19 protein-coding genes are annotated in these 25,769 nt (G+C 42.8%); 15 read left to right on the plus strand and 4 right to left on the minus strand.

Annotated elements, in window-relative coordinates; genetic code table 11:
• Window positions 1–672 precede the first annotated feature (672 nt).
• Window positions 673–1,338 (plus strand): hypothetical protein, encoded by a 666-nt coding sequence (locus DW917_RS09320; RefSeq protein WP_118118085.1) that lies wholly within the window; start codon window positions 673–675, stop codon window positions 1,336–1,338.
• Window positions 1,339–1,348: 10 nt separating this feature from the next.
• Here DW917_RS09320 and DW917_RS09325 read toward each other — a convergent pair whose 3' ends face one another.
• The gene (locus DW917_RS09325) at window positions 1,349–2,686 is read right to left on the minus strand and encodes a deoxyguanosinetriphosphate triphosphohydrolase (protein ID WP_118118087.1); all 1,338 of its coding nucleotides are present in this window, start codon (window positions 2,684–2,686) and stop codon (window positions 1,349–1,351) included.
• Window positions 2,687–2,865: 179 nt separating this feature from the next.
• On the opposite strand from DW917_RS09325, the gene dut reads away from it, so the two are divergent.
• The 6 genes from dut (at window position 2,866) to DW917_RS09355 (ending at window position 11,181) form a co-directional block, all read left to right on the plus strand.
• The gene (gene dut, locus DW917_RS09330; RefSeq protein ID WP_118118089.1) at window positions 2,866–3,303 is read left to right on the plus strand and encodes a dUTP diphosphatase; all 438 of its coding nucleotides are present in this window, start codon (window positions 2,866–2,868) and stop codon (window positions 3,301–3,303) included.
• Window positions 3,304–3,357: 54 nt separating this feature from the next.
• Window positions 3,358–5,238, plus strand: a complete 1,881-nt coding sequence (locus DW917_RS09335) for a tetratricopeptide repeat protein (protein ID WP_233524690.1) — start codon at window positions 3,358–3,360, stop codon at window positions 5,236–5,238.
• Window positions 5,222–6,133: a DUF4292 domain-containing protein gene (locus DW917_RS09340; RefSeq protein ID WP_118118090.1), complete on the plus strand. Its 912-nt coding sequence runs from the start codon at window positions 5,222–5,224 to the stop codon at window positions 6,131–6,133. The genes DW917_RS09335 and DW917_RS09340 overlap by 17 nt, the downstream gene beginning before the upstream one ends.
• Window positions 6,133–7,905 (plus strand): murein hydrolase activator EnvC, encoded by a 1,773-nt coding sequence (locus DW917_RS09345; protein ID WP_118118092.1) that lies wholly within the window; start codon window positions 6,133–6,135, stop codon window positions 7,903–7,905. Before DW917_RS09340 ends, DW917_RS09345 begins: the two co-directional genes overlap by 1 nt.
• A gap of 291 nt (window positions 7,906–8,196) precedes the next feature.
• Window positions 8,197–8,967 carry a starch-binding protein gene (locus DW917_RS09350; protein WP_158570106.1) on the plus strand — a complete coding sequence of 257 codons (771 nt, stop codon included), beginning with the start codon at window positions 8,197–8,199 and terminating at the stop codon, window positions 8,965–8,967.
• 12 nt (window positions 8,968–8,979) lie between these two features.
• Entirely contained in the window at window positions 8,980–11,181 is a 2,202-nt protein-coding gene (locus DW917_RS09355) for an alpha-amylase family glycosyl hydrolase (protein ID WP_118118096.1), read from the plus strand.
• Between the two features lie 43 nt (window positions 11,182–11,224).
• Here the strand turns inward: DW917_RS09355 and DW917_RS09360 are convergent, their stop codons facing one another.
• Window positions 11,225–12,289 (minus strand): M20 family metallo-hydrolase, encoded by a 1,065-nt coding sequence (locus DW917_RS09360; RefSeq protein ID WP_118118097.1) that lies wholly within the window; start codon window positions 12,287–12,289, stop codon window positions 11,225–11,227.
• Between the two features lie 132 nt (window positions 12,290–12,421).
• Between DW917_RS09360 and DW917_RS09365 the strand changes: the two genes are divergently transcribed.
• The 6 genes from DW917_RS09365 to DW917_RS09385 all read left to right on the plus strand — a co-directional run bounded on the left by DW917_RS09365 (window position 12,422) and on the right by DW917_RS09385 (window position 19,108).
• Window positions 12,422–14,230, plus strand: a complete 1,809-nt coding sequence (locus DW917_RS09365) for a long-chain fatty acid--CoA ligase (protein ID WP_118118099.1) — start codon at window positions 12,422–12,424, stop codon at window positions 14,228–14,230.
• 60 nt (window positions 14,231–14,290) lie between these two features.
• Window positions 14,291–15,412, plus strand: a complete 1,122-nt coding sequence (gene prfB / locus DW917_RS09370; RefSeq protein ID WP_022110146.1) for a peptide chain release factor 2 — start codon at window positions 14,291–14,293, stop codon at window positions 15,410–15,412.
• Between the two features lie 26 nt (window positions 15,413–15,438).
• Complete coding sequence (locus DW917_RS17530) at window positions 15,439–15,588, plus strand: hypothetical protein (protein ID WP_167639464.1); 150 nt, start codon at window positions 15,439–15,441, stop codon at window positions 15,586–15,588.
• Between the two features lie 62 nt (window positions 15,589–15,650).
• Window positions 15,651–16,151: a CYTH domain-containing protein gene (locus DW917_RS09375; RefSeq protein ID WP_118118169.1), complete on the plus strand. Its 501-nt coding sequence runs from the start codon at window positions 15,651–15,653 to the stop codon at window positions 16,149–16,151.
• 166 nt (window positions 16,152–16,317) lie between these two features.
• Window positions 16,318–17,691 (plus strand): sodium-dependent transporter, encoded by a 1,374-nt coding sequence (locus tag DW917_RS09380; protein ID WP_118118101.1) that lies wholly within the window; start codon window positions 16,318–16,320, stop codon window positions 17,689–17,691.
• A 61-nt stretch (window positions 17,692–17,752) separates the two neighbouring features.
• Complete coding sequence (locus tag DW917_RS09385; protein ID WP_118118103.1) at window positions 17,753–19,108, plus strand: sodium-dependent transporter; 1,356 nt, start codon at window positions 17,753–17,755, stop codon at window positions 19,106–19,108.
• A 46-nt stretch (window positions 19,109–19,154) separates the two neighbouring features.
• Here the strand turns inward: DW917_RS09385 and DW917_RS09390 are convergent, their stop codons facing one another.
• Window positions 19,155–20,183, minus strand: a complete 1,029-nt coding sequence (locus DW917_RS09390; RefSeq protein ID WP_118118105.1) for a helix-hairpin-helix domain-containing protein — start codon at window positions 20,181–20,183, stop codon at window positions 19,155–19,157.
• A 241-nt stretch (window positions 20,184–20,424) separates the two neighbouring features.
• A complete protein-coding gene (locus tag DW917_RS09395; protein WP_118118107.1) occupies window positions 20,425–20,817 on the minus strand; it encodes a hypothetical protein in 393 nt (130 codons plus the stop codon).
• Window positions 20,818–21,146: 329 nt separating this feature from the next.
• Between DW917_RS09395 and DW917_RS09405 the strand changes: the two genes are divergently transcribed.
• Complete coding sequence (locus DW917_RS09405) at window positions 21,147–21,698, plus strand: helix-turn-helix transcriptional regulator (protein ID WP_118118111.1); 552 nt, start codon at window positions 21,147–21,149, stop codon at window positions 21,696–21,698.
• 524 nt (window positions 21,699–22,222) lie between these two features.
• The gene (locus tag DW917_RS09415; RefSeq protein WP_118118115.1) at window positions 22,223–25,522 is read left to right on the plus strand and encodes a DNA primase; all 3,300 of its coding nucleotides are present in this window, start codon (window positions 22,223–22,225) and stop codon (window positions 25,520–25,522) included.
• Window positions 25,523–25,769: the final 247 nt, after the last annotated feature.

Raw genomic sequence — 25,769 nt, forward strand, 5'->3', positions numbered from 1 at the left:
ACGAGAAAGCTACAATGGTATAAACGCGGAGCCGCTTACTTTTTTGTCGTTTTTTGCCCTTTTTTAGCTTGAATTGACGGGTTCTTCGTTTTATTTGAAATATGCTAATAGTGAAAAATGAAGACATTTAATTTTTGAATTTAGCCTCCTCTTATGAGTCTGTTCTGTCGTCTATTAAGACCGGAGTTTGCCTTAATAGACGACCACTCTTGGTCTTAATAAACGACTAACTTTAGCCTTCATAGAAGGTTTTTAGGCTAAATGCATTTTTTAGATTGAGATGAAGGGTGGTGAAGGGTGATTTTAAGTTATTTTCCTTGTAACCGCTTGGGTGTCCGGTGCTTATAATGCGCTGGTGAAGGGTGATGGGTTTCTCTCGTTTCGCTCTTCAAATTTTCGATTATTTTCCCTCAATCCGCAATCTATAGGGTTTAGTGGAATTTTGCTTGCAAAGCGACATTTCTTTTTGTACATATTTCTTAAAGAACAGAGTGCGTGAAATCGCACTATATTGATTACCAAACAATGTGCATCTCTATCCCAAGATGAAATCTATTGTTGATTGGAGCTAAAAGAGCATCAAAATGCACAATAATCGAAAAAAAAACAAAAAGTATAGAGTTTTTCAGATTTTATTTGTACTTTTGTCTTTGCAGAAAATAATAAGAGTAGATGAAACGTGTGTATTTGATTTTCTTGGTGCTTATGGTTATTATTAGTGCCAAGGCAGAGGAAATTTATAAAAATGAAGTTGGTGTCTCTGTAGGATTGGATACTAACGATGCTTATGAGTTGGAGGCTTCTTATCGTTACTTCTTGACACAGAATGTTGCGATAGGAGCAGGTGTTGGTTTCTATCAGCAATATTTTTGTGATGAGGTGCCGTCGGGGGATTTGAATGATGGTAAATGGACGAGTTGGCGAATGGCGGATGATGATGTTAAGATAAAGAAATTTTTCTTGGAACCAACTGTTACGTTGAGAACTCCTGCTTTATTGATCATTGGAAAGGCAAGGTTATGCTTGGAGGGAGAGGCAGGATTGAAAATGCAAATCCCTACGGATATGGTAAGTGTAGATTACTATAATTCTCAAACAAATGATGCAAAAAGTTCTGTGAAGTTTACTGGAAGAGGAAGATGGTGTTTTTGGGAAACTAAAGCACTGTTTAGGCTTGGCTTCCCAAAAATCTCGCTTTCTTTGGGGTACGCTTTTTCCAATTTAGATATTTATACGAATTATAGACGAATGACAGTGGAGCATGTCTCTTTCGCCTCTTTTTATCCAAAGAAGAAACAAACCCAAACTTTTTTCCTGAAACTTTCGTTCCCGATGTGATGAAAACGGATTACACAATCGGCAAACTGATACCATTGATTTTCTGATAGATGTCTAATGCGTAGATATCTGTCATGCCGCTGATGTAATCTATCACGGCCATGATGCGCTCTTCCAAATCGGGATTGTTGATGTCGTATTGGCTGCTTACACGGCGGATGAGTTGCTGGGAATAGAAACGGGTCGGGTTGATGGCGGCATCAATAAACACCTCCATCAGCGTAGCCATAATTTTATAACCAGACAGTTCTATGTCAAGTACTGGTTTGCTGTGGTAAATCTTGGCAAAGGAAATCTTTTCGCATTGCTTGTAGGCATTGCGTTGTTGCTCTGCAATATGGTCGATGAGGCTCCCCTGGAAAGTACCGGCAAGTATTTCGTCCTCATGCTCAATGAAGGTCTTGACGCATTCGTTCTCCAGTCTGCCGATAACGCTGGCTCGCATATAAACCACCTTTTCGTTTTCATCAGTTACCCCTTCGTCGATTATGCGCTGTCGAATCCTGCGCTGGGTGTCCTCATCAAAGAAAGCTAAAAGCAACTCTTCTGTTTCCTTGAATGATAGGATTTTCAACTTGTGGGAATCCTCAATATCCATGATTTCGTAGCAGATGTCGTCTGCAGCCTCTACCATATATACTAAGGGATGACGGGCATACTTGAGTGGTTCGCCAGGTTGGGAAAAACAGGTAATGCCCAATTCTTCCGCGATTCTCTGATACGATTCTGTCTCGGAAGTGAAAAAACCGAACTTGCCGTGACTTCCAGCCAGACTGCTGGCAAATGGATATTTCACGATGGAAGCAAGCATGGAATAGGTCATCACAAAACCGCCCTGACGTCTTCCCTTAAAACAATGAGTAAGGATGCGGAAGGCGTTGGCATTTCCCTCAAAATGGGTAATGTCGTCCCAAAACTTCTTGCTAACCTTGTCTTTAACAGCAAGTCCTGCTCCTTCAGTAAAAAAGGTCTGGATGGCTTTCTCGCCTGAATGGCCGAATGGAGGATTGCCTAAGTCGTGGGCAAGACAGGCTGCACTCACAATGGTGCCGATTTCTTCGAAAAGAGTGTCTTTTAATTCAGGACGTTTCTCTATGATGCGGCGGGAAATATCGTTGCCAAGCGACATTCCGACACTCGCCACTTCCAGACTATGGGTGAGGCGGTTATGCACGAAGATGCTACCTGGTAGAGGGAATACCTGGGTTTTGTTTTGCAAGCGACGGAAAGCTGAGGAGAAAATAAGGCGATCGTAATCGCGCTTGAATTCAGAGCGATCGTCATGGCGCTCGGCATGCTTATGCTCTTGTCCGAAACGCTTGTTTGATATGAGTTTTTTCCATTCCATGACGCAAAAATACACCTTTATTTGCATAATGCAAAATAAAAAGCACTTATTTTTGTTTAAAATCTTGCATTTTTCTTTCAAAAATTCCTTATTGTGCTCAAAAAGCAGTATTTTTGCACAATCTATGCTGTGCTTTACTTTAAAAAGCCAAGCAACTTGAAATATTTAAAAGTGTAATTATGATTAAAATCCAGATTATCAACAAGGGGCGCCAGCCTCTGCCAACATACGCCACACCTCAGAGTGCGGGCATGGACTTGCGTGCTAACTTTGACGAGCCTATCGTACTCCATCCCATGGAGAGAAGACTTGTGCCTACAGGACTTTATATGGCTTTGCCTGCAGGATTGGAGGCGCAGATTCGCCCTCGCAGCGGTCTTGCTCTGAAGCATGGCATTACCGTGCTCAATACTCCTGGAACAATCGATGCAGACTATCGTGGTGAAATCATGGTATTGCTCATCAATTTCTCTCAGGAAGATTTCGTTATAAATGAGGGGGAGCGTATTGCACAAATGGTTATTGCCAAGCACGAACAAGGGGAATTCGTTGAGGTGGAAAGTCTTGATGAAACTGAACGTGGCGAAGGCGGATATGGACATACTGGAGTCAAATAAGAATATAAGGTATTCTGGTGTTAAATCAATATTTTTTAAGAGGAAACGATTAACGTGAAGATTAGTGCTAAATATATAGCTTTGGGAATGGTGGCTCTGTTGCTCGGAACTGCCACTTTGCCATCTTTGGCGCGTAAGAAAAAGCAAATTAAAGCTGTTGCTGCTGAACAGGATACAATTCCTGCAAATGATAAGAAACGCTTTGATTACTTCTTCCTGGAGGCCATTCGCCAACAAGGTGCAGGCAACTATAGTGCTGCCTTCGACTTGTTGGAGCATGCCCGTGCCATCAATCCCCATGCGGCTGAGGTGTATTATTTCCAGTCGGTGTATTACTCACAAATGAAAAAGGACTCCATCGCTTTAGCCTGTCTGGAAAAGGCTGTTAGTCTTAATCCTGAAAACCAGACCTATCCGGAGCGACTGGCGCAGTACTATATTGGCAATCAACAGTATGACAAAGCGATAGATTCGTATGAGCTGATTTATGCGCATAATCATGATAATACGGATGCTTTGCGCATTCTTCTCCAGCTTTATCAGCAGAAGAATGATTTCCAAAAAATGCTTTCTACGATTGCCCGATTAGAAAAGGAAGAGGGCGAGAGTGAGCAGTTTACCCTGTCTAAAATGCGTGTCTATGAAATGATGGGGGATAGCAAAGCTGCTTATCGGGAATTGGAAAGCCTTTCTGATAAGCACCCTCTTGATATGGTCTATAAGACGATGTTGGGTAACTGGCTGATGCAGCACGACAGACAAAAGGAAGCATATAAGCTCTTTACGGATGTTCTCAAGGAGGAACCTGACAATGCCTATGCGGAGTCTTCGCTATATGATTATTACAATGCTACTGGTCAGAAAGAACAGGCACGACAGATGCTGGACCGTATCTTGCTGGGAAAAAATACGGAATTGGAAACAAAAATCGTGATGATTCGTTCTTTTATTCAGGAGAATGAACGTAATGGCGGTGATTCGACTGAGGTCTTGAATCTCTTCACGAAGATACTCAATGTGCCTAAACCTTCTGGTGAATTGGCAGAACTGAGAGCTGCTTATATGGACTTGAAGAAGATGCCGCAGGATTCTGTAGATGCTGCTTTCCAGAAAGTTCTGACGATTGCTCCCGATCATGCGAGTGCCCGTTTGCAACTGGTACAAAGTCTATGGGAACAAAAGAAATATGATGAGGTTATTGACATGACCAACCAGGCTCAGGCATACAATCCTGATGAGATGGTATTCTATTATTTTGGAGGAATGGCGCATTATATGAAAGGGGATGATGATGCTACTCTCGTGACTTTCCGAAAGGGATTGGCACAGATAAATGAAAAGAGTTCACCTGCCTTGGTATCTGACCTGTATATGATTATGGGAGATATCTTGAACAAGAAAGGCTTGGAAGATGAGTCGTTTGCTGCCTATGATTCCTGTTTGCAATGGAAGGATGATAATGTGGCTGCGCTCAATAACTATGCTTATTATATCAGCTTGAAGGGAAAAGAGTTGCACAAGGCGGAGCAGATGAGTTTTAAGACCATCAAGGCGGAACCGAAAAATGGTACTTATCTGGATACCTATGCCTGGATTCTCTTCATGGAAGAGCGTTATCATGAGGCAAAAATCTATATCGACCAGGCTATTGCCAATCTGGATTCGACTCAGAACAACAATACCGTCATCGAGCATGCTGGGGATATTTATGCTATGAATGGACTAACAGAAGAAGCTCTGAAGTTTTGGAAACAGTCGTATGATGCTGGCAATAAATCGGAAGGTATCATGACGAAAATTAAGAATAAAAGATACATCACGGAGGAAGAAATCAAGAGAATGACAGGTGGTTCGACTGTAACTCCTGATCGCAAATCTCAAAGTCGAAGTGGTGCGAAAAAGAATAATAAATTGAGAAATGGAAAGAAAAAATAAAAACTTCGTCAAAGTGATAGCTCTTTGTCTGCCGCTTTTACTGGGTGCATGTGGTACCAAGAAGGTTGTAGAAGGGAATGGTTCGACTTCTACTTCCCAGTCCCAGAATGCAAATTCCAGTCGCGGACATCAGAGTGAAGCGTTAAAGAAATTGGCCTTCGTGCAGAAAGTTTCTGACAACCAGGTCTATTCTAAGAATATTGTTGGCAATATGTCGTTCAGTCTTCAGATGGGCAGCAAGGACATTTCTGTGCCAGGGGCTCTTCGCATGAGAAAGGACCAGGTGATTCGTATCCAACTTTTTATTCCTATCTTAGGTACAGAGGTTGGCAGACTGGAATTCACTCCAGACTATGTGCTGATTATCGACCGTTTGCACAAGGAATATATCAAGGCGGATTACAATCAAGTGGATTTCCTGAAGAAACAGGGAGTTAATTTCTATTCCTTGCAAGCCTTGTTCTGGAATCAACTCTTGTTGCCTGGTAACCAGAGAGTTTCTGAATCAGACTTGAAGAAATTTGATGCCGACTTGGATGCTGCCGGCGATGTGGTGCCAGTTACTTTCAAACAGGGGAACATGACCTACGCCTGGGGTGCTGACCGTAATACAGGTCGTATCTTACAGTCTGATGTGAAGTATAAGACAGCCAACAGCAATTCGGTGCTTCATATAGACTATAGCAATTTTAAGAATGTAGGAGTAAAACAATTCCCAGCCTCTCTGAAACTGAAGTTTATGACCGATTTGGCGAAATCTGACAAAGAAATGCAGATTTACATTGATATGAATGCGGTAAAGACAGATAGTAATTGGGAGGCAGAGACTAAGGTGTCAGATAAATATAAAAAGGTATCTCCTGAGGATGTCCTCAGTAAAATCATGAATATGTAATGAGACGTATATTATTATTCATATTAGCACTTTCTTTTACGCTTTCTCCTTTTGCGCAACATAAAACTACGAGGAAGAAAGCGACCGTAACTGCTCACAAAAAGGCAGATCGTAAGACTCCTCAAAAGAAAGTTGTAAGAAGAAAGCCGGTTGCCAGGAAAACAACTCATGCTACCCCTTCTCAAGCAGAGAGAAAGGCTGCTACTTATAGCAATGCTTCTATCAGAGGATTGCAGGGGCAGCGTGCCAATATCCAAAAGAAAATCAGGGAGCAGGAACTGGCTCTTCGTAGGAATAAGGAGGATGTGAAGAAACGCTTGCAAGACCTGATGGCTATCAATGGTGAGATAGATCAGCGACAGAAGAATATTGAAGGCATCCAGAAGGATATTCAGCATATTGAGGGCAATATCGGTATTTTGAATGCCCAGCTCAAGACCTTGGAACAGCAGTTGCAGGACCGTAAAAACAAGTATATCCGCTCGATGAGATATATGAGCCGTCATCATTCGGTACAGGAGAAGCTGATGTTTATTTTTAGTGCCAAGAGTTTGTCTCAGATGTATCGCCGCCTGTCTTTCATCCGTCAATATTCTGCTTTCCAAAAAGCTCAGGGTGAAGCTGTTAAGGCGAAACAAAACCAGGTGAATGACAAGCACAGACAACTACAGACGGTCAAGGGTCATAAGAATAATCTGTTGTATAAAGGAAAACAGGAGAAGACTGTACTGGAAGGAAAACAGCAGGAACAGAAAGTGGTAGTTCAGGGACTTCAAAAGCAACAGAAGACTATTCAGGCTGTTATTGCAGACCAGCGCAAGAAGGATGCTGCCATCAATGCTCAGATTGATCGGTTGATAGCACAGGAAGTTGCAAAAGCCCGTGCCCGTGCTGCAGCTGAGGCTAAACGCAAGGCTGCTGCAGCTGCTGCAGCCAAAAAACGAGCTGCAGAATTGGCTCGTAAAAAAGCTGCTGCAGAAGCTGCTGCTCGTGAAAATGCCCGACGAATTGCTGAGGCAAAAGCACGCGAAGCTGCTGCTGAGGCTGCAAGACGTAAGGCTGCTGAAGAAGCAAGATTGGCACAGGAGGCTGCAAAGAAAGCTCAAGAGGAAGCTGCCCGACAAGCTGAGGCTAAAGCAAAGGCAAAGGCTCAGGCTGCTGCTCGTGCTGCTGCAGAAGCTGCTGCCAGAGCTGCTGCCGAACAGGCTGCCAAACAAGCTGCTGCTGAACAGGCTGCCCGTGAGGCTGAGGCTAATCGTAAGGCTGCCGAGTTGAAGGCTAAAGCTGATGCTGAGCGCAGTAAGAAGGAAATTGCTGAGGCTAAACAGGATGCGCAGGAAGCGGCTACCCTGAGTACGGTTGACCGTATGTTGAGTGGTGGTTTCGAGTCTAATCGTGGTCGCTTGCCGATGCCGATTAGCGGCAGTTATCGCATTGTGAGTCATTTCGGACAATATAATGTAGAAGGCTTAAAGGGCGTCACACTGGATAATAAGGGTATCAATATCTTAGGTAAACCTGGTTGTGTGGCTCGTAGCATTTATGATGGTGAGGTTAGTGCTGTCTTCGGATATGGAGGAATGTGGAATGTCCTTGTTCGTCATGGTGCTTATATCTCTGTCTATTGTAACTTGAAATCTGTCAGCGTTCATAAGGGACAGCGAGTTTCGGCTCGTCAGGCTTTAGGTGCTGTAGGATCTGATCATATTCTCCAATTCCAGTTGCGTAAGGAAACGGCAAAACTGAATCCTGAAGCTTGGCTTGGAAGATAGAAAATATAGGGTGGCGGCTAACGAATTGCATAATTTGTTGGCCGCCATCTTTTGTTGTTATATATAAGGATTTTTTTTTGTAAGAAACACTTTCTTGAAAACCTGTTCAAAAGTTCAGATATTTGTGCAAACGTTTGCTCACGAAAAACTTGGGAATTTCTTAATATCTTGCTAATAGTTAGGGAATTTATGGATATTTTTGCAAACGGAATAAATTCGCAACTAAATATCTTAAACTTAATTATGCAAAAGAATTACTTATTATTTAACTTGCTTGTCTTGCTTTTTGGCATGACATTTAATGGCTTAGTTGTTCAGCCTTCTTCGGCTGCCGTAATGGCAAACGACTATACGCCAGCGGTTACTGAAGATGAGGTCTCTGTGTTTTTGGAGACAAGTTATGACAATGCCAAGATTTGGGCCTGGAATGACAAGGTTAAACAGTTTACTACTGCTGCTTGGCCTGGAGATGCCATGACCTTGATGGGAACTAAAGATGGCAAGAATGTCTTTAAATGGACATATACAGCTGGTACTGAAATTCCTACTGGTGTGATTTTTACTCATGATGGTGGGCAGAAGCTGAATGGCGGTGATCAGGAATTCAAGAATCATGGTTATTACGTAGAAGGTAAATATACCAAGACGATTGAAGGTCCTGCTGGCAAGGTGATGGTTTTCTTCGACAATAGTACAGCCAATCTTAAGGATGTTTACTGCTACATTTACAATGGTACTACTGCAGCGCAGGAATGGCCAGGTATGAAAATGTCACTTGACAACGAAACTGAGTATAATGGCAAAAAAGGTTATTATACAGTAGAAGTTCCTCAGGCATTCTTTACTGGTTATTTCGTTATTAATAATGGAGCAGCAGCTTCTAATCTTGCAGGTGAAACCGTTTATGTGAATGGTACTGTAACGGCTATCGAGACTACAACTATGACAGATGTCAAGAAGACAACAAATGATGCTTGGTACACCATCTCTGGTATCCGCATCAAGAAGCCTACTCAGGCTGGTCTCTATATTCACAATGGTAAAAAAGTAATCATCAGATAATAATAGCAGATTATGAAAAAGACAATCAATTATGGTCTTCTGATGTTGGTGATGCTGTTCACCATGGCATCCAACATCTTCGCAGACAACAAATATGGTCTTAAAGACAATATTCAGGATGGTGTCATCCTTCATTGTTTCGACTGGACGTTGGCAGATATCCAGGAAGAAATTCCTAATATCGCCAAGGCAGGCTTTACTGCAGTTCAGACTTCTCCTGTTCACGAAAGAGCAGGTAAAGGATCCGTCTGGTATGATGTTTATCGTCCATACGACTTTAAGATAGGTAATGGTCTTGGTACTGAAGCTGACCTGAAGGCTCTCTGTGCTAAGGCTCATGAGTATGGTGTTAAGGTGATTGTGGATGTTGTTGCCAACCATACCGACCATCCTAACGTGGCTGAACGCTTGAAGGACGAGAGCCTTTATCATGAACGATTTGGTGTGGGTAACTGGAATGACCGCCATCAGGTTACATTTGGTATGATTGGAATGTGGGACCTCGATACCAACAATCCTACTGTGCAAGCCATCATCAGTCAGTACATCCAGGACTTGAAAGCCTGTGGCGTGGATGGTATCCGTTGGGATGCTATCAAGCACATCGGTTTGCCTTCTGAAGGCGATTCTTTTATGAAGAATGTGGTGGATCAGACCATGTACAACTATGGTGAGATCCTTGATGGTACTGGTGGTAATGATAATGTCCTTTTCCCAGAGTATCAGACATACATGAGTATTACTGATAATGGTTATGGTAACGGATTTGCCAATTCCTTTGCCGGTGGTTCTATCAACGAGTCTGAAGGTAATTTCAATCAGAGAAAGGCAAAGACTGAAAAGTTGGTTTATTGGGGTGAAAGCCATGATACTTATGCCAACGATGGTGGTGAGTCAAAGAATAAGAGTCAGAATGTTATCGACCGTGCGTATGCAGTCGTAGCTGGTAATAATGGTGCTACCGCTCTTTATTTCTCCCGTCCTGCTCAGAAGGCAAAGAATGATATCAAATTTGGTGATAAGGGAAGTGTTCACTTCAAAGATGCCGAAGTGGCTCAGGTAAACCACATGCACAATGTTTGTGCCGGCGAGCCTAACTATTATGTAAAAGGTAATGGCGTTTGTGCTCAGGTTCGTAAGAGTGGCGCTATTATCGTATTGGGAAGTGGTTCTGACCGTGACGTGACTGTAGCCAATGGTGCTGGCGACGGCAAGTGGCTCAAGTCTGGTACTTATAAGGATATGGTAGGCGGTGGTGCTTTCACCGTCAATGCTTCTACAATCTCTGGTCATGTTGGCGAGTCAGGTATTGCTGTCATCTATAATGCTGGTCCTATCGTGCTGACTCCTGAGGTTGTTTTCAATCCAGCTGATGGTACAGCCTTCTCTGATGAGTCTCTCACTGTGACTGCTACTCCTTTGAATGCTGTTTCTGCCTGGATTCAGGTGAATGATGGTGCTAAGCAGACTTTTACTGCTGCCAAGCAGTTTACTGTAGGTGCTGATGTTGCTTATGGTAAGAATGTTACTATCACTTGGGGTGCAACCGACAAGGATGGCAAGACCGAAACAGGTTCGGTCACTTACAAGAAGGTGAAGGCTTACGTTCCAGAATTGGGCAAGGCTGATGAAATCTCCTGTTTCTTGGAGACATCTAATGCGGCAGCAGCCGTATATGTATGGAATGACAAGGTTAGTCCTGTAATTGAGCATGCTGGTAAATGGAATGATGCTATCAATAAAAAGTTGCCTCTTGTAGGTAAGAGCGTTTCTGGAAAGAATGTCTTCAAGTGGACTTATGATGGCACCGAGACAAGTGCTCCTACTCAAATCATTTTCTTGGATGGTAATGGAAATAAGATAACTGCTGACGTGGAGTTTGTCAACCACGGCTACTATGTTGACGGAACATACAGCACTACTGTGACCAAGGTACATGAAGATGAGATCGTTGATCCAGAGTATGTTTACTTCGATAACGCTTCCAACTGGGAGAATGTTTATTGCTACTTCTATAATGGTAAAACATCTTCTACCGCATGGCCAGGTGTAAAGATGACTTACGATGCTTCTGCTTCTCATAATGGTAAGACAGGATGGTATAAGGCAATGATTCCTACAGCATACCTCAATGCTAAGTTCTTTATCAACGATGGTACTCCTGGTACTGCTATCAATGGCAAGAATGCCTCTACTGAACAGGTAGTGAAGTAATTCTGCAGGTAAACATATAATATAGATGAATCGAGCAGAGCTCTTAGATGGCAGCGCCATCTAAGAGCTCTTTGTATTTGGCGATAGCTTCAGCTATTTCGCTTATCTTGATAAACTCATCAGCAGAATGGGAGCGGGAAGACTCTCCTGGTCCCAACTTGAAGGAAGGAAATGGCATCAGAGCCTGGTCGCTAAGGGTAGGACTGCCGAAAGGCTTCATCCCCATGGCTATACATTTCTTAATAAGAGGATGCTCAGGATCAATACGGGATGATTTCAAACGGAAACTGTGAGCCTTTACTTCGCTCTTCAAGTGCTGGCAGATAAAATGATAGACCTCCTCATTGTCATAAAATTCATTGGTGCGGATATCTACCAGCATCGTACACTTGTCTGGAATCACATTGTGCTGAGTACCTGCATTCACTACCGTTAATGTCATTTTGGTAGGACCTAAGAACTCGCTTACTTTCTCAAACTTGTAATCACGAATCCAGCGCATATCATCCAGTGCCTCATAGATAGCGTTTACTCCTTCGTTACGGGCAGCATGGCCGCTCTTGCCATGAGCGATGACATCTAAGACCATTAACCCCTTTTCTGCTACAGCTGGATTCATGCCAGTTGGCTCACCAACGATGGCGAGGTCTATCTTAGGCAATAGCGGTAGAGCACGGCTGATACCATCTTTGCCCGATACTTCCTCTTCAGCAGAAGCCAGATAAATAAGGTTATAGCTCTGTGGCTTCTCTGTAAGCATTCTGAATATCTGTAGTAGTGAGCATAGTCCGCCTCCGCAGTCGTTGCTGCCCAAACCATAAAGAAGGTCGCCTTCTATGGTAGGAACATAGGGGTGGCGCTGCCATGAGTCTACAGGTTTTACCGTGTCAATATGTGCATTGAGCAGCAAAGTAGGTTTGCTTTCATCAAAGTGCGGGTCAATCACCCAAATATTGTTGGCTTCCCTCTGAGGTTCAAAACCATAACTGCGGATCGTCTGTTCCATGATATCTGCAGCATCCTTTTCATTACGGCTTACAGATGGGGTGGCGATGAGCTTCTTCAGCAGCTCAACGGCATCATTGGTGAATTGTTCTTGTGTCATCATAATCTCCCTCGTTTTTGAATTCTGTGGCAAAGTTACGAAAAAAAGAGCAGACAAAATGGAAAAAATGCCATTTTTATTTTGTTTTGTCCTCTATTTGCCGTATCTTTGCACCCATATAAATAACAATAGCTTATGCAAATCAATAGTCATCTTTCAGTACTGATTCACGACTTGGCTAAAAAGTACGGTGATAAACCTGCGCTTACTTTTAAGAAGTTTGGCGGTGAACAATGGCAAACTGTTTCGTGGAATCAGTTCTCTCTGAGAGTGAAACAAGTTAGCAACGCATTGCTCAACCTGAACTTGAAGCCTCAGGACAAGATTGCCGTGTTCTCACAGAACTGTGTACATTATCTATATACTGATTTTGGAGCATACGGAGTGAGAGTTTGTGCTATTCCTTTTTACGCTACAAGTAGTGAGCAACAAATTCAATATATGGTCAACGATGCCCAAGTGCGTATCCTCTTCGTAGGTGAACAGGAACAGTATGACAAGGCCCATCGTGTTTTTGCGCTTTGTCCATCTTTGGAACGCATCGTTATCTTTGATTCCAGTGTACGTATCAGTACTCATGATCCCGCAGCTTTATATTTCAAGGATTTCATCAAGTTGGGTGAGAATCTTCCTCGCCAGACTGAAGTGGAGGAACTTTATAAGCAGGCAAATATGGATGATTTGGCTGATATCCTCTATACCAGTGGTACTACTGGTGATAGCAAGGGAGTGATGCTTACATACGGACAGTATCATGCTGCCTTGAAGGCAAATGATGAGTGTGTCCCTGTCACCGAGAAGGACCGTGTCATCGACTTTCTGCCTTTCACACATATCTTTGAACGTGCATGGTCTTACCTCTGCTTGAGTGAAGGTGCACGACTTTTTATCAACACTTACCCTCATGAGATACAGGAAAGCATGCGAGAGGTTCATCCTACTTGTATGTGTAGTGTGCCCCGATTCTGGGAGAAAGTGTATATTGCTGTGAAGGCTAAGATGGATGAGGCTCCTTCGTTCAAAAAGAAACTGTTTAATCACGCTTTGGCTGTTGGCCGCAAGCGTAATGTGGAATATCTTGCCAATGGTAAGCGTCCTCCTTTGACACTTGAACTTGAATATAAGGTAGTCAATAAGACAGTCTTGAGCATGGTGCGCAAGCAGTTGGGCTTGGAGAATCCTAATATTTTCCCTACTGCTGGTGCTTACGTGAGTCCTGAAGTTGAGGAATTCATCCTTTCTGTTGGTATCGGAATGGTGGTAGGTTATGGCTTGACCGAAAGTCTTGCTACGGTTTCCTGTGTTCATCTGGATAAGAAATTCACCATTGGTTCCGTAGGTCGTCCTATCTCTAATATTCAGATTAAGATAGGTGAAGACAATGAGGTCTTGTTGAAAGGTCCTACTATTACCAAGGGCTACTACCATCGTGATACGACAAATGCAAATGCGTTTGACGAGGAAGGTTTCTTCCATACAGGTGATGCCGGCTATATGAAGGACGGAGAGTTGTACTTGACTGAACGAATCAAGGATCTCTTTAAGACTTCGAATGGTAAGTATATTGCTCCTCAACAGGTAGAATCTCTGCTCTTGGTGGATAAATTCATCGATCAGGTAGCCGTGATTGCAGACCAGCGTAAGTTCGTTTCTGCCTTGGTTGTACCTGAGTTCCGATTGGTAGAAGACTGGGCTCGTGAACATCATATTCCTTTCTCTGGAAGAGAAGAACTTTGTGCCAACGAGAAGGTACAGAAGATGTTGATGGAGCGCGTCAAGATCCTTCAGCAGCATTTGGCTTATTATGAGCAGATCAAACGTATCACGCTTTTGCCTCACCATTTCTCTATGGAAGCAGGAGAGTTGACCAATACGCTGAAGATTCGCCGACCAGTTATCAATAAAAACTATAAGGCAGAGATAGACAAGATGTATGAAGAGTAACTTCATGGTGAAGTATCGGAAAAAGAAACAGGAAGTTATTTAAAGGATAAGGTAATAAAAATGATAACAGCTGACCAGTTGAAAGATGTGATGGATCGTGCTGACGCTCTCCATCGTTATCTGAATATAGACCAGAAAAAAGTAGAATTTGAGGAGGAACAGCTCCGCACTCAGGCTCCTGACTTTTGGGAAGATCCTAAATATGCTCAGGAGCAGATGAAGAAAGTAAAAGGCATCCAGAAATGGCTGGATGGCTATAAGCAAGTACGTCTCTATGCTGACGAACTGCAACTTGCATTCGACTTCTATAAAGATGAGATGGTGACCGAAGAGGAAGTGGATACTGACTATGACAAGGCTATCAAGGCGATAGAAGATTTGGAATTGAAGAATATGCTTCGCCAGAAGGAGGACCCTATGGACTGTGTACTCAAGATTAATTCTGGTGCCGGTGGTACGGAGAGTCAGGATTGGGCTTCGATGTTGATGCGTATGTATATGCGCTGGGCTGAGGCTCATGGATATAAGGTGACCATTACCGACATGCAGGAAGGTGATGAGGCTGGTATCAAGAGTGTTACCATGACGATTGAGGGTGGCGAGTTTGCATACGGCTACTTGAAGAGTGAGAATGGTGTGCACCGTCTGGTGCGTGTATCTCCTTTCAATGCTCAGGGTAAGCGTATGACCAGTTTCGCCAGTGTCTTCGTTACCCCATTGGTAGATGATACCATCGAAGTGTTTGTAGATCCAGCCAAGTTGTCTTGGGATACATTCCGTTCCAGTGGAGCGGGTGGACAGAATGTCAACAAGGTAGAGTCTGGTGTCCGATTGAGATATTGGTACACGGATCCTGATACGGGTGAGGAAGAGGAAATCCTCATCGAAAATACTGAGACGCGTGACCAGCCGAAGAACCGTGCCAAGGCATTGTTGCTTTTGAAGAGTCAACTCTACGACCGTGCCATGAAGAAACGTCTCGAAGCTAAGGCTAAGATAGAGGCTGGTAAGAAAAAGATCGAGTGGGGAAGTCAGATTCGAAGCTATGTCTTCGATGACCGTCGTGTGAAAGACCATCGTACCAATTATCAGACATCGGATGTTGATGGTGTAATGGATGGTAAGATCGATGGATTTATCAAGGCATACCTGATGGAATTCCCTTCCGAGAATGAAGAATAGTAATAATAACCTAATATTAAAAGACTATGAGTAGTAATAAAGACTTAAGAAGAGCAAAGCATGCTGCTTATGAGAAGAAGCAGGCTGCGAAAGGTGAGAAAGTCATCAAGTGGATATTTGGCGTGTTGATAGCTTTGGCTATTATCTTCGCTATTTATGCATCTTCTATCGCATAATTTATGAACCAGAAATGGGAAGTTATCTTTATCTGTGATTTCCTGTTTCTAATATGGAAACTATGAGTGGATTAGAAATTGAAAGAAAATTCCTCGTAAAGAAGGGCGACGCATATAAAAGCGCCGCCTTTTCTAATAGCCATATTCAGCAGGGCTATATTCCTGCTGATGGAGCTACGGTGAGGGTACGTACGCGTGATGACAAGGCTTATCTTACGATCAAAGGTAAGTCTGTAAATGGAGGAATGACGCGTTATGAGTTTGAAAAGGAAATCACCATGGATGAGGCTCAACATCTCTTGCAACTTTGCAAGGGCGGTGTCATCGATAAACGTCGCTATCTGGTGAAGAGTGGTAAGCATACTTTTGAAGTGGATGAGTTCTATGGAGACAACCAAGGTCTTGTCATGGCTGAGGTAGAACTTAGTGATGAAAACGAAGCCTACGTGAAACCGGATTTCATCGGAATGGAGGTGACTGGTGATAAGCGCTTCTATAATTCACATTTATTGAATTTCCCTTTTGTGGTTTGGCGCAATACTCTACCAGAAGAATATCGTTAAGGGGTACGGTTTCTGTCGCTTTTTCGGAATAAAAGTAATAAAAAAGTATCTGAAAAGGCATAAAATTGCAAAAAGTGAACAAATTTGAGATATTTACTTTCGATTTATACGTTTAAATGCGAATTATTTTATAATTTTGCACTCGTATAAAGAGAAAGTATTTCAAATGACAGAAAATAGTAGAGGAAGTTTTGGTAGCAAGATTGGTTTGATACTTGCTACAGCTGGTGGTGCTGTTGGACTTGGTAATGTATGGCGTTTCCCTTACATGGCTGGGCAGGAAGGTGGTGCCGCCTTTATTTTGGTATATATTGGTTGTGTACTCCTGTTGGGTATTCCTTGTATGATATCCGAATTTATCATCGGTCGTCATGGAGCATCCAATACGGCTCGCGCTTATACCAAAGTGGCCAATGGTAATTCATGGAAATGGATCGGATATCTGGAGGTGCTTACTGGATTCCTGATCACGGGTTATTATGCAGTTGTATCTGGTTGGTGCTTGCAATATGTCTATGCCAGCGTCATGGGAGAATTGCATGGTGATCCAGCTTTTGTGGCTAATTACTTCAAGGATTTCTCTTCAGATCCAATCCGGCCTGTCATGTGGACGGTGGTAATTTTCCTGATTTGTCATTTCGTGATTATTCATGGAGTGAGAGGCGGTATAGAAAAAGCATCTAAGATCATGATGCCTATCCTGTTTATCCTTTTGCTGATCATCGTGGCAGCTGCTTGTCTGTTGCCAGATGCAGGAAAAGGTGTTGAGTTTCTTTTGAAACCAGACTTTGGAAAGGTAGATAGAGGCGTTTTCTTAGGTGCTTTAGGACAGTCATTCTATTCCTTAAGTATAGGTATGGGCTGTATCTGTACATACGCATCCTATTTTAGCAGACAAACCAATCTCTTCAAATCGGCATTGCAGATCTCGCTCATCGATTTTCTGGTCGCGATTCTTGCCGGTCTGATGATTTTCCCTGCAGCGTTCTCGGTAGGTGTATCTCCAGATAGTGGTCCTTCTTTGATTTTCATCACTTTGCCGAATGTATTCAATGAGGCTTTTGCTTCTATTCCTGTTCTGGGATGGCTTGTTTCCTTGTTGTTCTATATACTTTTGTCATTGGCTGCACTTACTTCGCTGATGTCATTGCATGAGGTGAATACTTCTTTCTTCTATGAAGAACTGAAGATAGACCGCAAGAAAGGAGCAATTATCGTTACGGTTTCCTGTGCAATTATCGGTGCTTTCTGTTCGCTCTCTTTGGGTGCTACAGATTCATTGACCTTCTTGGGTAAAACCTTGTTTGATTGGTTTGACTTTGTTACAGGACAGATCTTCTTGCCTATAGCCGGTTTCCTTACCTGCTTGTTCATCGGATGGCATGTACCGAAGAAGTTAGTGAAGGATGAGTTTACCAATTGGGGAACCTTAAAGGGAAATCTTTTTGGTATTTATCTGTTTTTGGTGCGGTTCGTTTGTCCTATTCTAATTCTCTTGGTGTTCCTGAATCAATTGGGAATCCTGGACGGAATCTTGTAATTAATAACCCATGAGTACTTTACCATGATGAATATGGAGTACTCATTAGAATTTTAGCGAAATGGAAAATAGAGGAAGTTTTGGCTCCAAGCTGGGAGTCATTCTGGCTACTGCTGGTTCTGCAGTAGGTTTGGGAAATGTCTGGCGTTTTCCCTATATGACTGGACAGAATGGAGGTGCTGCTTTCATTCTCATTTACTTGGTATGTATCTTCATGCTGGGTATTCCTGGTATGGTAGGTGAATTTATTATCGGACGTCATTCTGCTGCTAATGCAGCGCGTTCTTATCATAATCTTTCAAATGGAAAACCTTGGGGAATATTAGGTGTCATGGGAGTTGTTACGTCCATGATTATCCTGGGTTTTTATGCGGTAGTGGCAGGATGGTGCCTGCAGTATCTTTATGCTTCGTTGTTGGGAGGTATTCATGGAGATGTCAGTTATGTGAAGCAATATTTTGTAGAATTCTCTTCTGATCCCATCAAACCGACTTTTTGGACGATTGCTTTTATCTTGATTACCCATTGTGTGGTAGTCAAAGGTGTGCGCAATGGTATAGAGAAAGCTTCCAAAATATTGATGCCAATGCTTTTTGTCTTACTGATTGTTTTGGTCATCTCGTCTTGTTCTCTGCCTGGTGCATTCAAGGGTATAGAGTTTCTGTTGAAGCCTGATTTTTCAAAAGTGGATGAGAATGTGATGCTGGAGGCTTTGGGACAGGCTTTCTTCTCCTTGAGCCTCGGTACCGCTTGTCTTTGTACCTATGCTTCTTATTTTAGCAGACAAACCAATCTCTTGAAATCTGCCACTCAGATAGCATTGATAGATACGATTATTGCCATCATGGCGGGACTGATGATTTTCCCAGCAGCATTCTCTGTAGGTGTTAATCCGGATAGTGGTCCTTCACTCATTTTTATCACTTTGCCTAATGTTTTCCAACAGGCATTTGGTTCTATGCCTGTTGTGGGGTATGTTATTTCTGTACTGTTTTACGCATTGTTGGTGTTGGCAGCATTGACTTCCACTATTTCTATGCACGAAATCGGTACTGCCATGTTTTATGAGGAGTTGAAAGTAACTCGCAAGAAGGGTGCCTGGGTAGAGACTATCACCTGTTGTATTATTGGTATCTTCTGTTCTTTATCTTGTGGAGCCATGCCAGAACTGAGTCTCTTTCATTTGAACTTCCTGGATTTCTGCGACCATCTTACTTCTCAGTTGTTTATGCCGCTGGGTTCCTTTGCAACCTGTATTTTCTTAGGTTGGTATGTGCCGAAGAAAGTGGTCAGAGATGAGTTTACGAATTGGGGAACTTTGAAAGGTTCTCTTTTCGGTGTTTATCTCTTTATGGTGCGTATCGTTTGTCCATTATGTATATTAACTATATTCCTGCATCAGTTAGGAGTGTTTTGATTTGAAATCCAAGAGGGTGTGTCATAAGTCTGTGACGCACCCTTTTTTAGAATATGATATAGGGCTTAAGTCTCTCGATTTCTGCTGGTGGAAAGTTCTTGAGGAGTTTTAGTTCCTCCAGACTTTTGAAAGGACCTCTTAACCGTCGATAGTCGCAAATTTCTTTCGCTTGGTAGAAGTTGAGGTAGGGGTGACGTCGAAGTTGATTGAGTGAGAGAGAATTGATATTCAACTTTCTCACTTCTCCAGGAGTAATTTTGATGAAAGACAGAGCTTCTTCTGGCAGTCCATCTATTTCCTTCAGCTGGTTAATGGATGCAAAGCCTCCTAATTGTTCTCTGTATCTTTTGATGCTTTTAGCATAATAACTGCCAATGCCTGGAATTTTCATCAGTTCTGTTGTGTCGGCAGAGTTGACGATGACGTGTTGCCCCGGTCTCAGTTTTTGTGGATAACTGTAGATGTTGTTTCCATTAGCATTTGTAGAATTAGCGCCATTGTTTGCTTGTGAATACGTACTTGTGTTTGCACCATTTTTGTATGGAGAATTTTGATAGCCTCTTTCTTTGCCTCCTCTGCTATTTCCATAGTAGTCGGATGCAGGCCGGTAATCTTCACCTATTATAATATAAGGTGCCAGTACTTCGTATTGTTTCTTGGTAAGTCCGTACAGACGGGCAAAATCAGTTTTTTCTCTGAAGATGCCGCCTTTAGCACGAAACCTATAGATACTTCGTACTTGCCATGATTGTAAACCGAGTTTGAGAAGCTGGGTGCTGTCGGCAGTATTAGGGTCGAAAGGAAACAACTCATGAACTGTTCCCTCTACCTTATAATATAAAGGATGCTTTTCGCTAATGTTTTTATCTGCAGTTGATGATTCTTGGTGATTATCGCCAGTCATGCTTTTGGGGTTATTATCTGCAGAATCGTCGTTTCCCAAACTTGATTCTTTCGTATTGACTTTTCCCACAATGATAATGAGAGTAAGACAAATGATGATGATACCGAGCAGAACCAGAATGGCTTGTCGGTCGTTACGCTGTAGATAAAAGAAATCTTTTAGTTTAAGCATATCGTTTTCGCATTTAAAGTTAAAATATGATCTAATGAAGAGTTTACGGGAAGTAAACTCTTAGTATGGTCGGGATTACTGGATTGAACTTTTGACATTTTATTTTCGTAAAGTCCTGATAATCAATACACCAATGTCTTGATTTTTGATAAATTTTGCCGACTTGTTACCGATAAAACACCTCGCAATACTCTGTTGTAGAATGAGTTGCGAGATGTAGTGTTGATAATTATCCCCATTTTCATGGTTTTGATAAGTTATGAGTCAGACTTTCAAACTGACTGCGAAGCCAGTTTATTTCACTCGCTTGTTGTTCCAGCATCTTCTTTTGATTCTCAATCACACCAAGTAATATCTCCGGGCTTGAGTTGATATTGACCGTCGAATTGGAGATGTGATGAACATTCGTTTGACTCTCTCTATCTTTAAATTCCTCATCAGAGAGAAAGAAATCCTGAATAGGTATATGAAAAAACTCTGATAACTTTTCGAGATAGCGACTGTCAATGAAAGTTCGGTCCTTAAAGTAAGATTTGGAGATGTGTGACTTACCGCCAAACACAAAAGTGATCATTTCACCGACTTGTTTTCTCTGCTCTTTTAGGAGCATTGATATTAAATTTCCATTAAACATAGCTTAAATTCCGTTTATGTGAGTTAAATATCCTACTAAAACAGGAAAAAGTTCCTATTTTTATGGGAAAATTTGATTATTCTTTCTATTTTTGCATACAAATTTAAAACTTATTTTTGAATTATGCAACAAAATGGAGTAAAAAATGAAACAATAAATATCAGTGATTACTACAGATCACTTGATAAATCTGAGAGGGCAAAATTTTCAAACTATCTGCAAAAGGTATATGAATTTAGATATAGCACTCTCAACACTAAGTTGAATGGGCACCGCGAGTTCAACGTTCGTGATGCTGAAGTTATTAACCAAGTTATTAGAAAAGGCTTATGGAAACAAGAAAGATAGAATTCTTCGTGTCACCACTTGGTGTTGTTTACTTCTACACAAACGAGCAAGAGATTAAGCGATACGACATGGAGCAGGCAGAGCTGATTAAGTTCATGGCTCAAATGATAGAGAAGGTGTATCCTGATGCTTATGCTTATCTCTATCATAATTTCATCAAGAGTGAAAAAAATAAGCTATACCACATGTTCCTCATTACAGAGAGATTCATCCGCTGCAACTTCGGATCTAATGACACATTATCCTATGATATCGATGAGGGTATGATGCATCTGGAGAGAGTCTCCTGTCCTTTACGCAAATGCTGCAAGGATGAGAATATTGTATGCAATCCTAAAGTCCATTCTCCATTTTTCCCGAAAGAAACAGAAGTGGCAAAGGTCTTTGCACAAGGCTATGTTGCATCTGAAGTAGCGCAGAAATTGGGCAAATCATTGCATACCGTCACATCGCAGTTGCGCAACATGACCAAGCGACTTAACTTGAGATCATCGCGAGAGATCATTAAAATCGTTCATGAGCTGAATTTATGATATGTGATAGTTGCAGATTCAAGCGAAACTGCATTAATGGCTCCTGGTGCAGCAATAAAAAAGTCTATATGGAGCACAAAAGCATAAAAACATGTGAGAATTATGAAGAAAAAGGAAACAAAGACATTAATCGAGAGTCATAGAACTTGCGCTTGGGCCAAAGGCAACACCTGCATGTATTGGAAGTGCTCACATCGAGAGCTCTACAAAGATATAGAGAGTGAGCATGATTATGAATTCTTCATGTCAAATTCTAAGTGTACTAATTACAAAAGACCTAAGAAATGAGATATACAGATATGAAGTTCCGATACTGGTCAGACAGTCAAATAAGGAGCGCATGGAACAATCGGGGGGGCATATATAAGAATGCCCTAACAAACCTTATACTGGAGCGAAGTATGACTTTTGATAGGAGGCTGAGATATTTCGTTAACCAGGATATAGCCAAAATAATGCGCAGAATAGTATAGTATTTTCTGATTTGGAGATAGCTTTCTATTTTTGCCGAAAAAATTTGTGATATGATCAAACAAGATATAATTGACAGAATTATTAGTGATGTCAGCATACTTGAAGTTGCAGAGAATGCTAACATCAAATTCACCAAAAAGTCGAGGACAAGACATTGGGCTTGTTGTCCATTCCATAATGAGAGTGGACCTTCCTTCTATGTTGACACCGCTACCAATACATGGCGGTGCTTCGGCTGTCATTCTGGTGGTAACGTCATCTCACTTTACCGAAAACTGGAGAATGATCTGCCATTCCCTATTGCTTGCCGCAACTTGGCCAAGAAATACCTCAATGAGGATATTGAGGATGATTACAAGCCAAGCAGTGAGGAGTTGGAGAGACAGAAGGACCAGGATGCCATGCGCATTGTACTCAATTTCGCTCAGTCATATTTCGTGGATTGCATCAACGAAAACACACCAGGAGCGGTGCAAGCGAGGGAAGCGGTCAGAAAACGATGGGGTGAGGATGCAATCGAGACGTTTGGCATCGGATATGCACCACGAGAGGGTTTCATCGCGTGGGCTCAGAAAAAAGGCCTTGACTTCGACCTGTTAGAGCAGGTCGGTCTCATTGGTGAGGGCGAGCGTGGCAGATATGCCATGTTGCGTGACCGATACACAATACCTATCTATGACAAGATGAGCCGGATTATCGGTTTCACCGCTCGCACCATGAGCGATAATAAGGATATCTGCAAATATCTAAATCTCAAAAACAGTCTTGTCTATCACAAGGATACTTCGGTGTTCGGTATCAACCTCGCGCAGAAGCAGGCGCGCATACAGGATAAGTTCTACCTCGTTGAAGGTGGACCTGATGTGATTAAGCTGCAGTCTATAGGCATACTCAATACAGTCGCATCGCTCGGAGGTGCCTGGACACCCAATCAGCTGAAGCAGTTATTCAAGTTAGCGCATAAGGTCATATTCATACCAGACGCAGACACGCTGAAGGATGGCAACAAGTTCCCGGCAGGTACAGTCAATGTGTTTGAGAATGGCCGAGCTGCTCTCGAGGCAGGCTTCACCGTCAACGTGCGCGAGATACCTATTGACTACCCTGCACCCAAAAAAGAGGATCCGGACTCATGGATTGTGGATAAAGGGCACTTTGAACAGATGAGAGATGAGGAATTCATCTTCTGGTATTGTACTCGCAGATATTGGCCAACAGCAGAGAGCATTGATGACTACACTACGGAAGATCGCATGTCAGCTATCGCAGATATCTGCTCACTCCTCATGCTTGTCAGAGACGAAGATACCCAGAGCAGCTACCTCGAAGCTCTTTGCCGGAAATACAATCATAACCGGGAGTGGAAAAATACACTCAAGCGTGCAAAGACTGCAGCTGTGGCCGAAAAGCAGGAGAAGGAGCGCAAGGGTGACATGAGTATGCTGCGTGAATTCGGATTCACAGAGCATGACAATTCCTACTTCGGAACCAATAAAGAGGGTGATGAGGTCCAGTGGAGCAACTTCAAACTGAAGCCACTCTTCCATATTCGAGACGATTTCAATCCTGTTCGACTCTTTGAGATCAACAATAACAATCCGGAGACACAACCGCGTCTCATAGAGTTAAATATGGAGGAGATCACATCGAGCAGTTCGCTCAGAAAGCGACTGTTCGGTATGGGGGACTACATCTGGATGGCCAAGGATGAGCAGCTCATCAAGTTGCTTGGCTACCTCGGAAGAGTCACGGAGACTGCAGATCCTATCAAGCAGTTAGGGTGGCAGCGCGAGGGGTTCTATGCGTTCTGCAATGGAGCCATCGACCAGGGCTCCTGGTTCCCGATTGATGATATGGGCATATTGAGACTGTCTGCAGGCAAGTTCTACCTACCTGCGATGAGCAGACTCAACATCGACAGCCGTGAACTATATGTCAACGAGAAGAAGTTCCGGCATGAGAAAATGACGGATTCACCGACATCACAGAGTGATTTCTTCGCCAAGGTAGTGCAGGTGTTCGGAGACAATGGAAAAGTCGGTCTATGCTTCTATATTGCAACACTCTTCCGAGATATCGTCATACAGAAATCACGAAGTTTTCCACTTCTTAATGCCTTTGGCCCGAAAGGTTGTGGAAAAACAGAATTTGCTGCAACCCTCATGAATTTCTTCTATAAATATGAGACGAAATATGAGCCTCTCTCTATCACCAATGCATCCATGCCTGCTCTGTCTGATTATGTTGGCAGCGTCAATGATGCACTTGTCCATATCGACGAATATCAGAATGCCATCGATAACCGCAAAGTGCAGTGGTTGAAAGACCTCTGGAATGGTATCGGCCGCACCAAGATGAACATGGAAAAAGACAAAAAGCTGGTGCAGGCTAAGGTTGATTCCGGCATCATCCTGACAGGTCAGGAAATGCCTACTGCAGATATTGCGCTCTTCACGCGCATCATCTATCTCACATTCGATAAGGGTGAGCATACCAGAGAGGAGAAACTGCATTTTGCAGAACTGGAGCGATTCCGCCAGATAGGTGCTACACATATCACAATCCAGCTACTGAAGCATAGAGAGCAGTTTCAGGCTGCATTCGGCATGTCATGGAAAAAAGCATCTGAAGATCTTGAAAGTGCACTCGAGAATGACAACATCCTCGACCGCATCATGACCAACTGGACTGTCCTCGTAGCAAGCTATCTCGCCATCAGAGACTACATAGAGTTCCCATACACTTATGATGAGCTGCTCTCTGTCATTGTCGCAGACATCAAACGGCAGAACTCAATGTGTAATTCTACCGATGAGGTGGCTGGGTTCTGGAACATCATCAATGCTGCAGTACAGATGGGAGAGCTTCGCAAGGACCAAGACTTCAAGATCAAATTGGTGGGGAGCCTCTCAACCAACAAGACGAAGTTGGATAACTGGTCACAGCCTAAGAGCATACTCATGATACGCAAGGACATAACCATGGCCATATATCGCAAGTTAGGTCGCTCCATGGATGTCAACCTGTTGCCGAAGGAGTCATTGCTGCATTATTTGCAGATAGGCCCGGAATTCTATGGTACGGCCAAGAATGCAGAGAGGTTCAAAAAGTTTGCACCTAATGGTTTGCCGGAAACGGCAGAGAAATTAGATGAAAATGGGCAGGTGATTGGTCGTCAGACCTTATGGTATAAGGACCGACCGCTCTGTTTTGATTATAAAATGGTATCGGAGAGATACGCCATCGACTTCGAAACCGAAACAGGTGATGAGGAGAAGGCACAAAAAGACCCTTACCTCATGACAGATGATGAGTTGAAAGCGGCAGGGTTGCCGCAAATAGGTTTTTAGTTATTTTGTTTAGATCATATCCTTAGCCCTGGGGAAGAAAGTGTTCTTCCTCGGGGCTTTTTTTGTTTTTAGGGTGAATTTATCTCATATACGTACATACACATTTTTCGATGTGGCATTTGTGGCAATTGTGGCAACGCTGATTTTCAGCGGTTTAGAGGGGTGTGGCATTGTGGCAATTTTGTGGCAATTTGTGGCAACGCATAGGGCAGTCATAAAGGAGTTGTGGCATTGTGGCATTTTATTT

Source organism: Prevotella sp. AM42-24 (assembly GCF_003461825.1).
In the GTDB taxonomy this organism is placed as follows: domain Bacteria; phylum Bacteroidota; class Bacteroidia; order Bacteroidales; family Bacteroidaceae; genus Prevotella; species Prevotella hominis.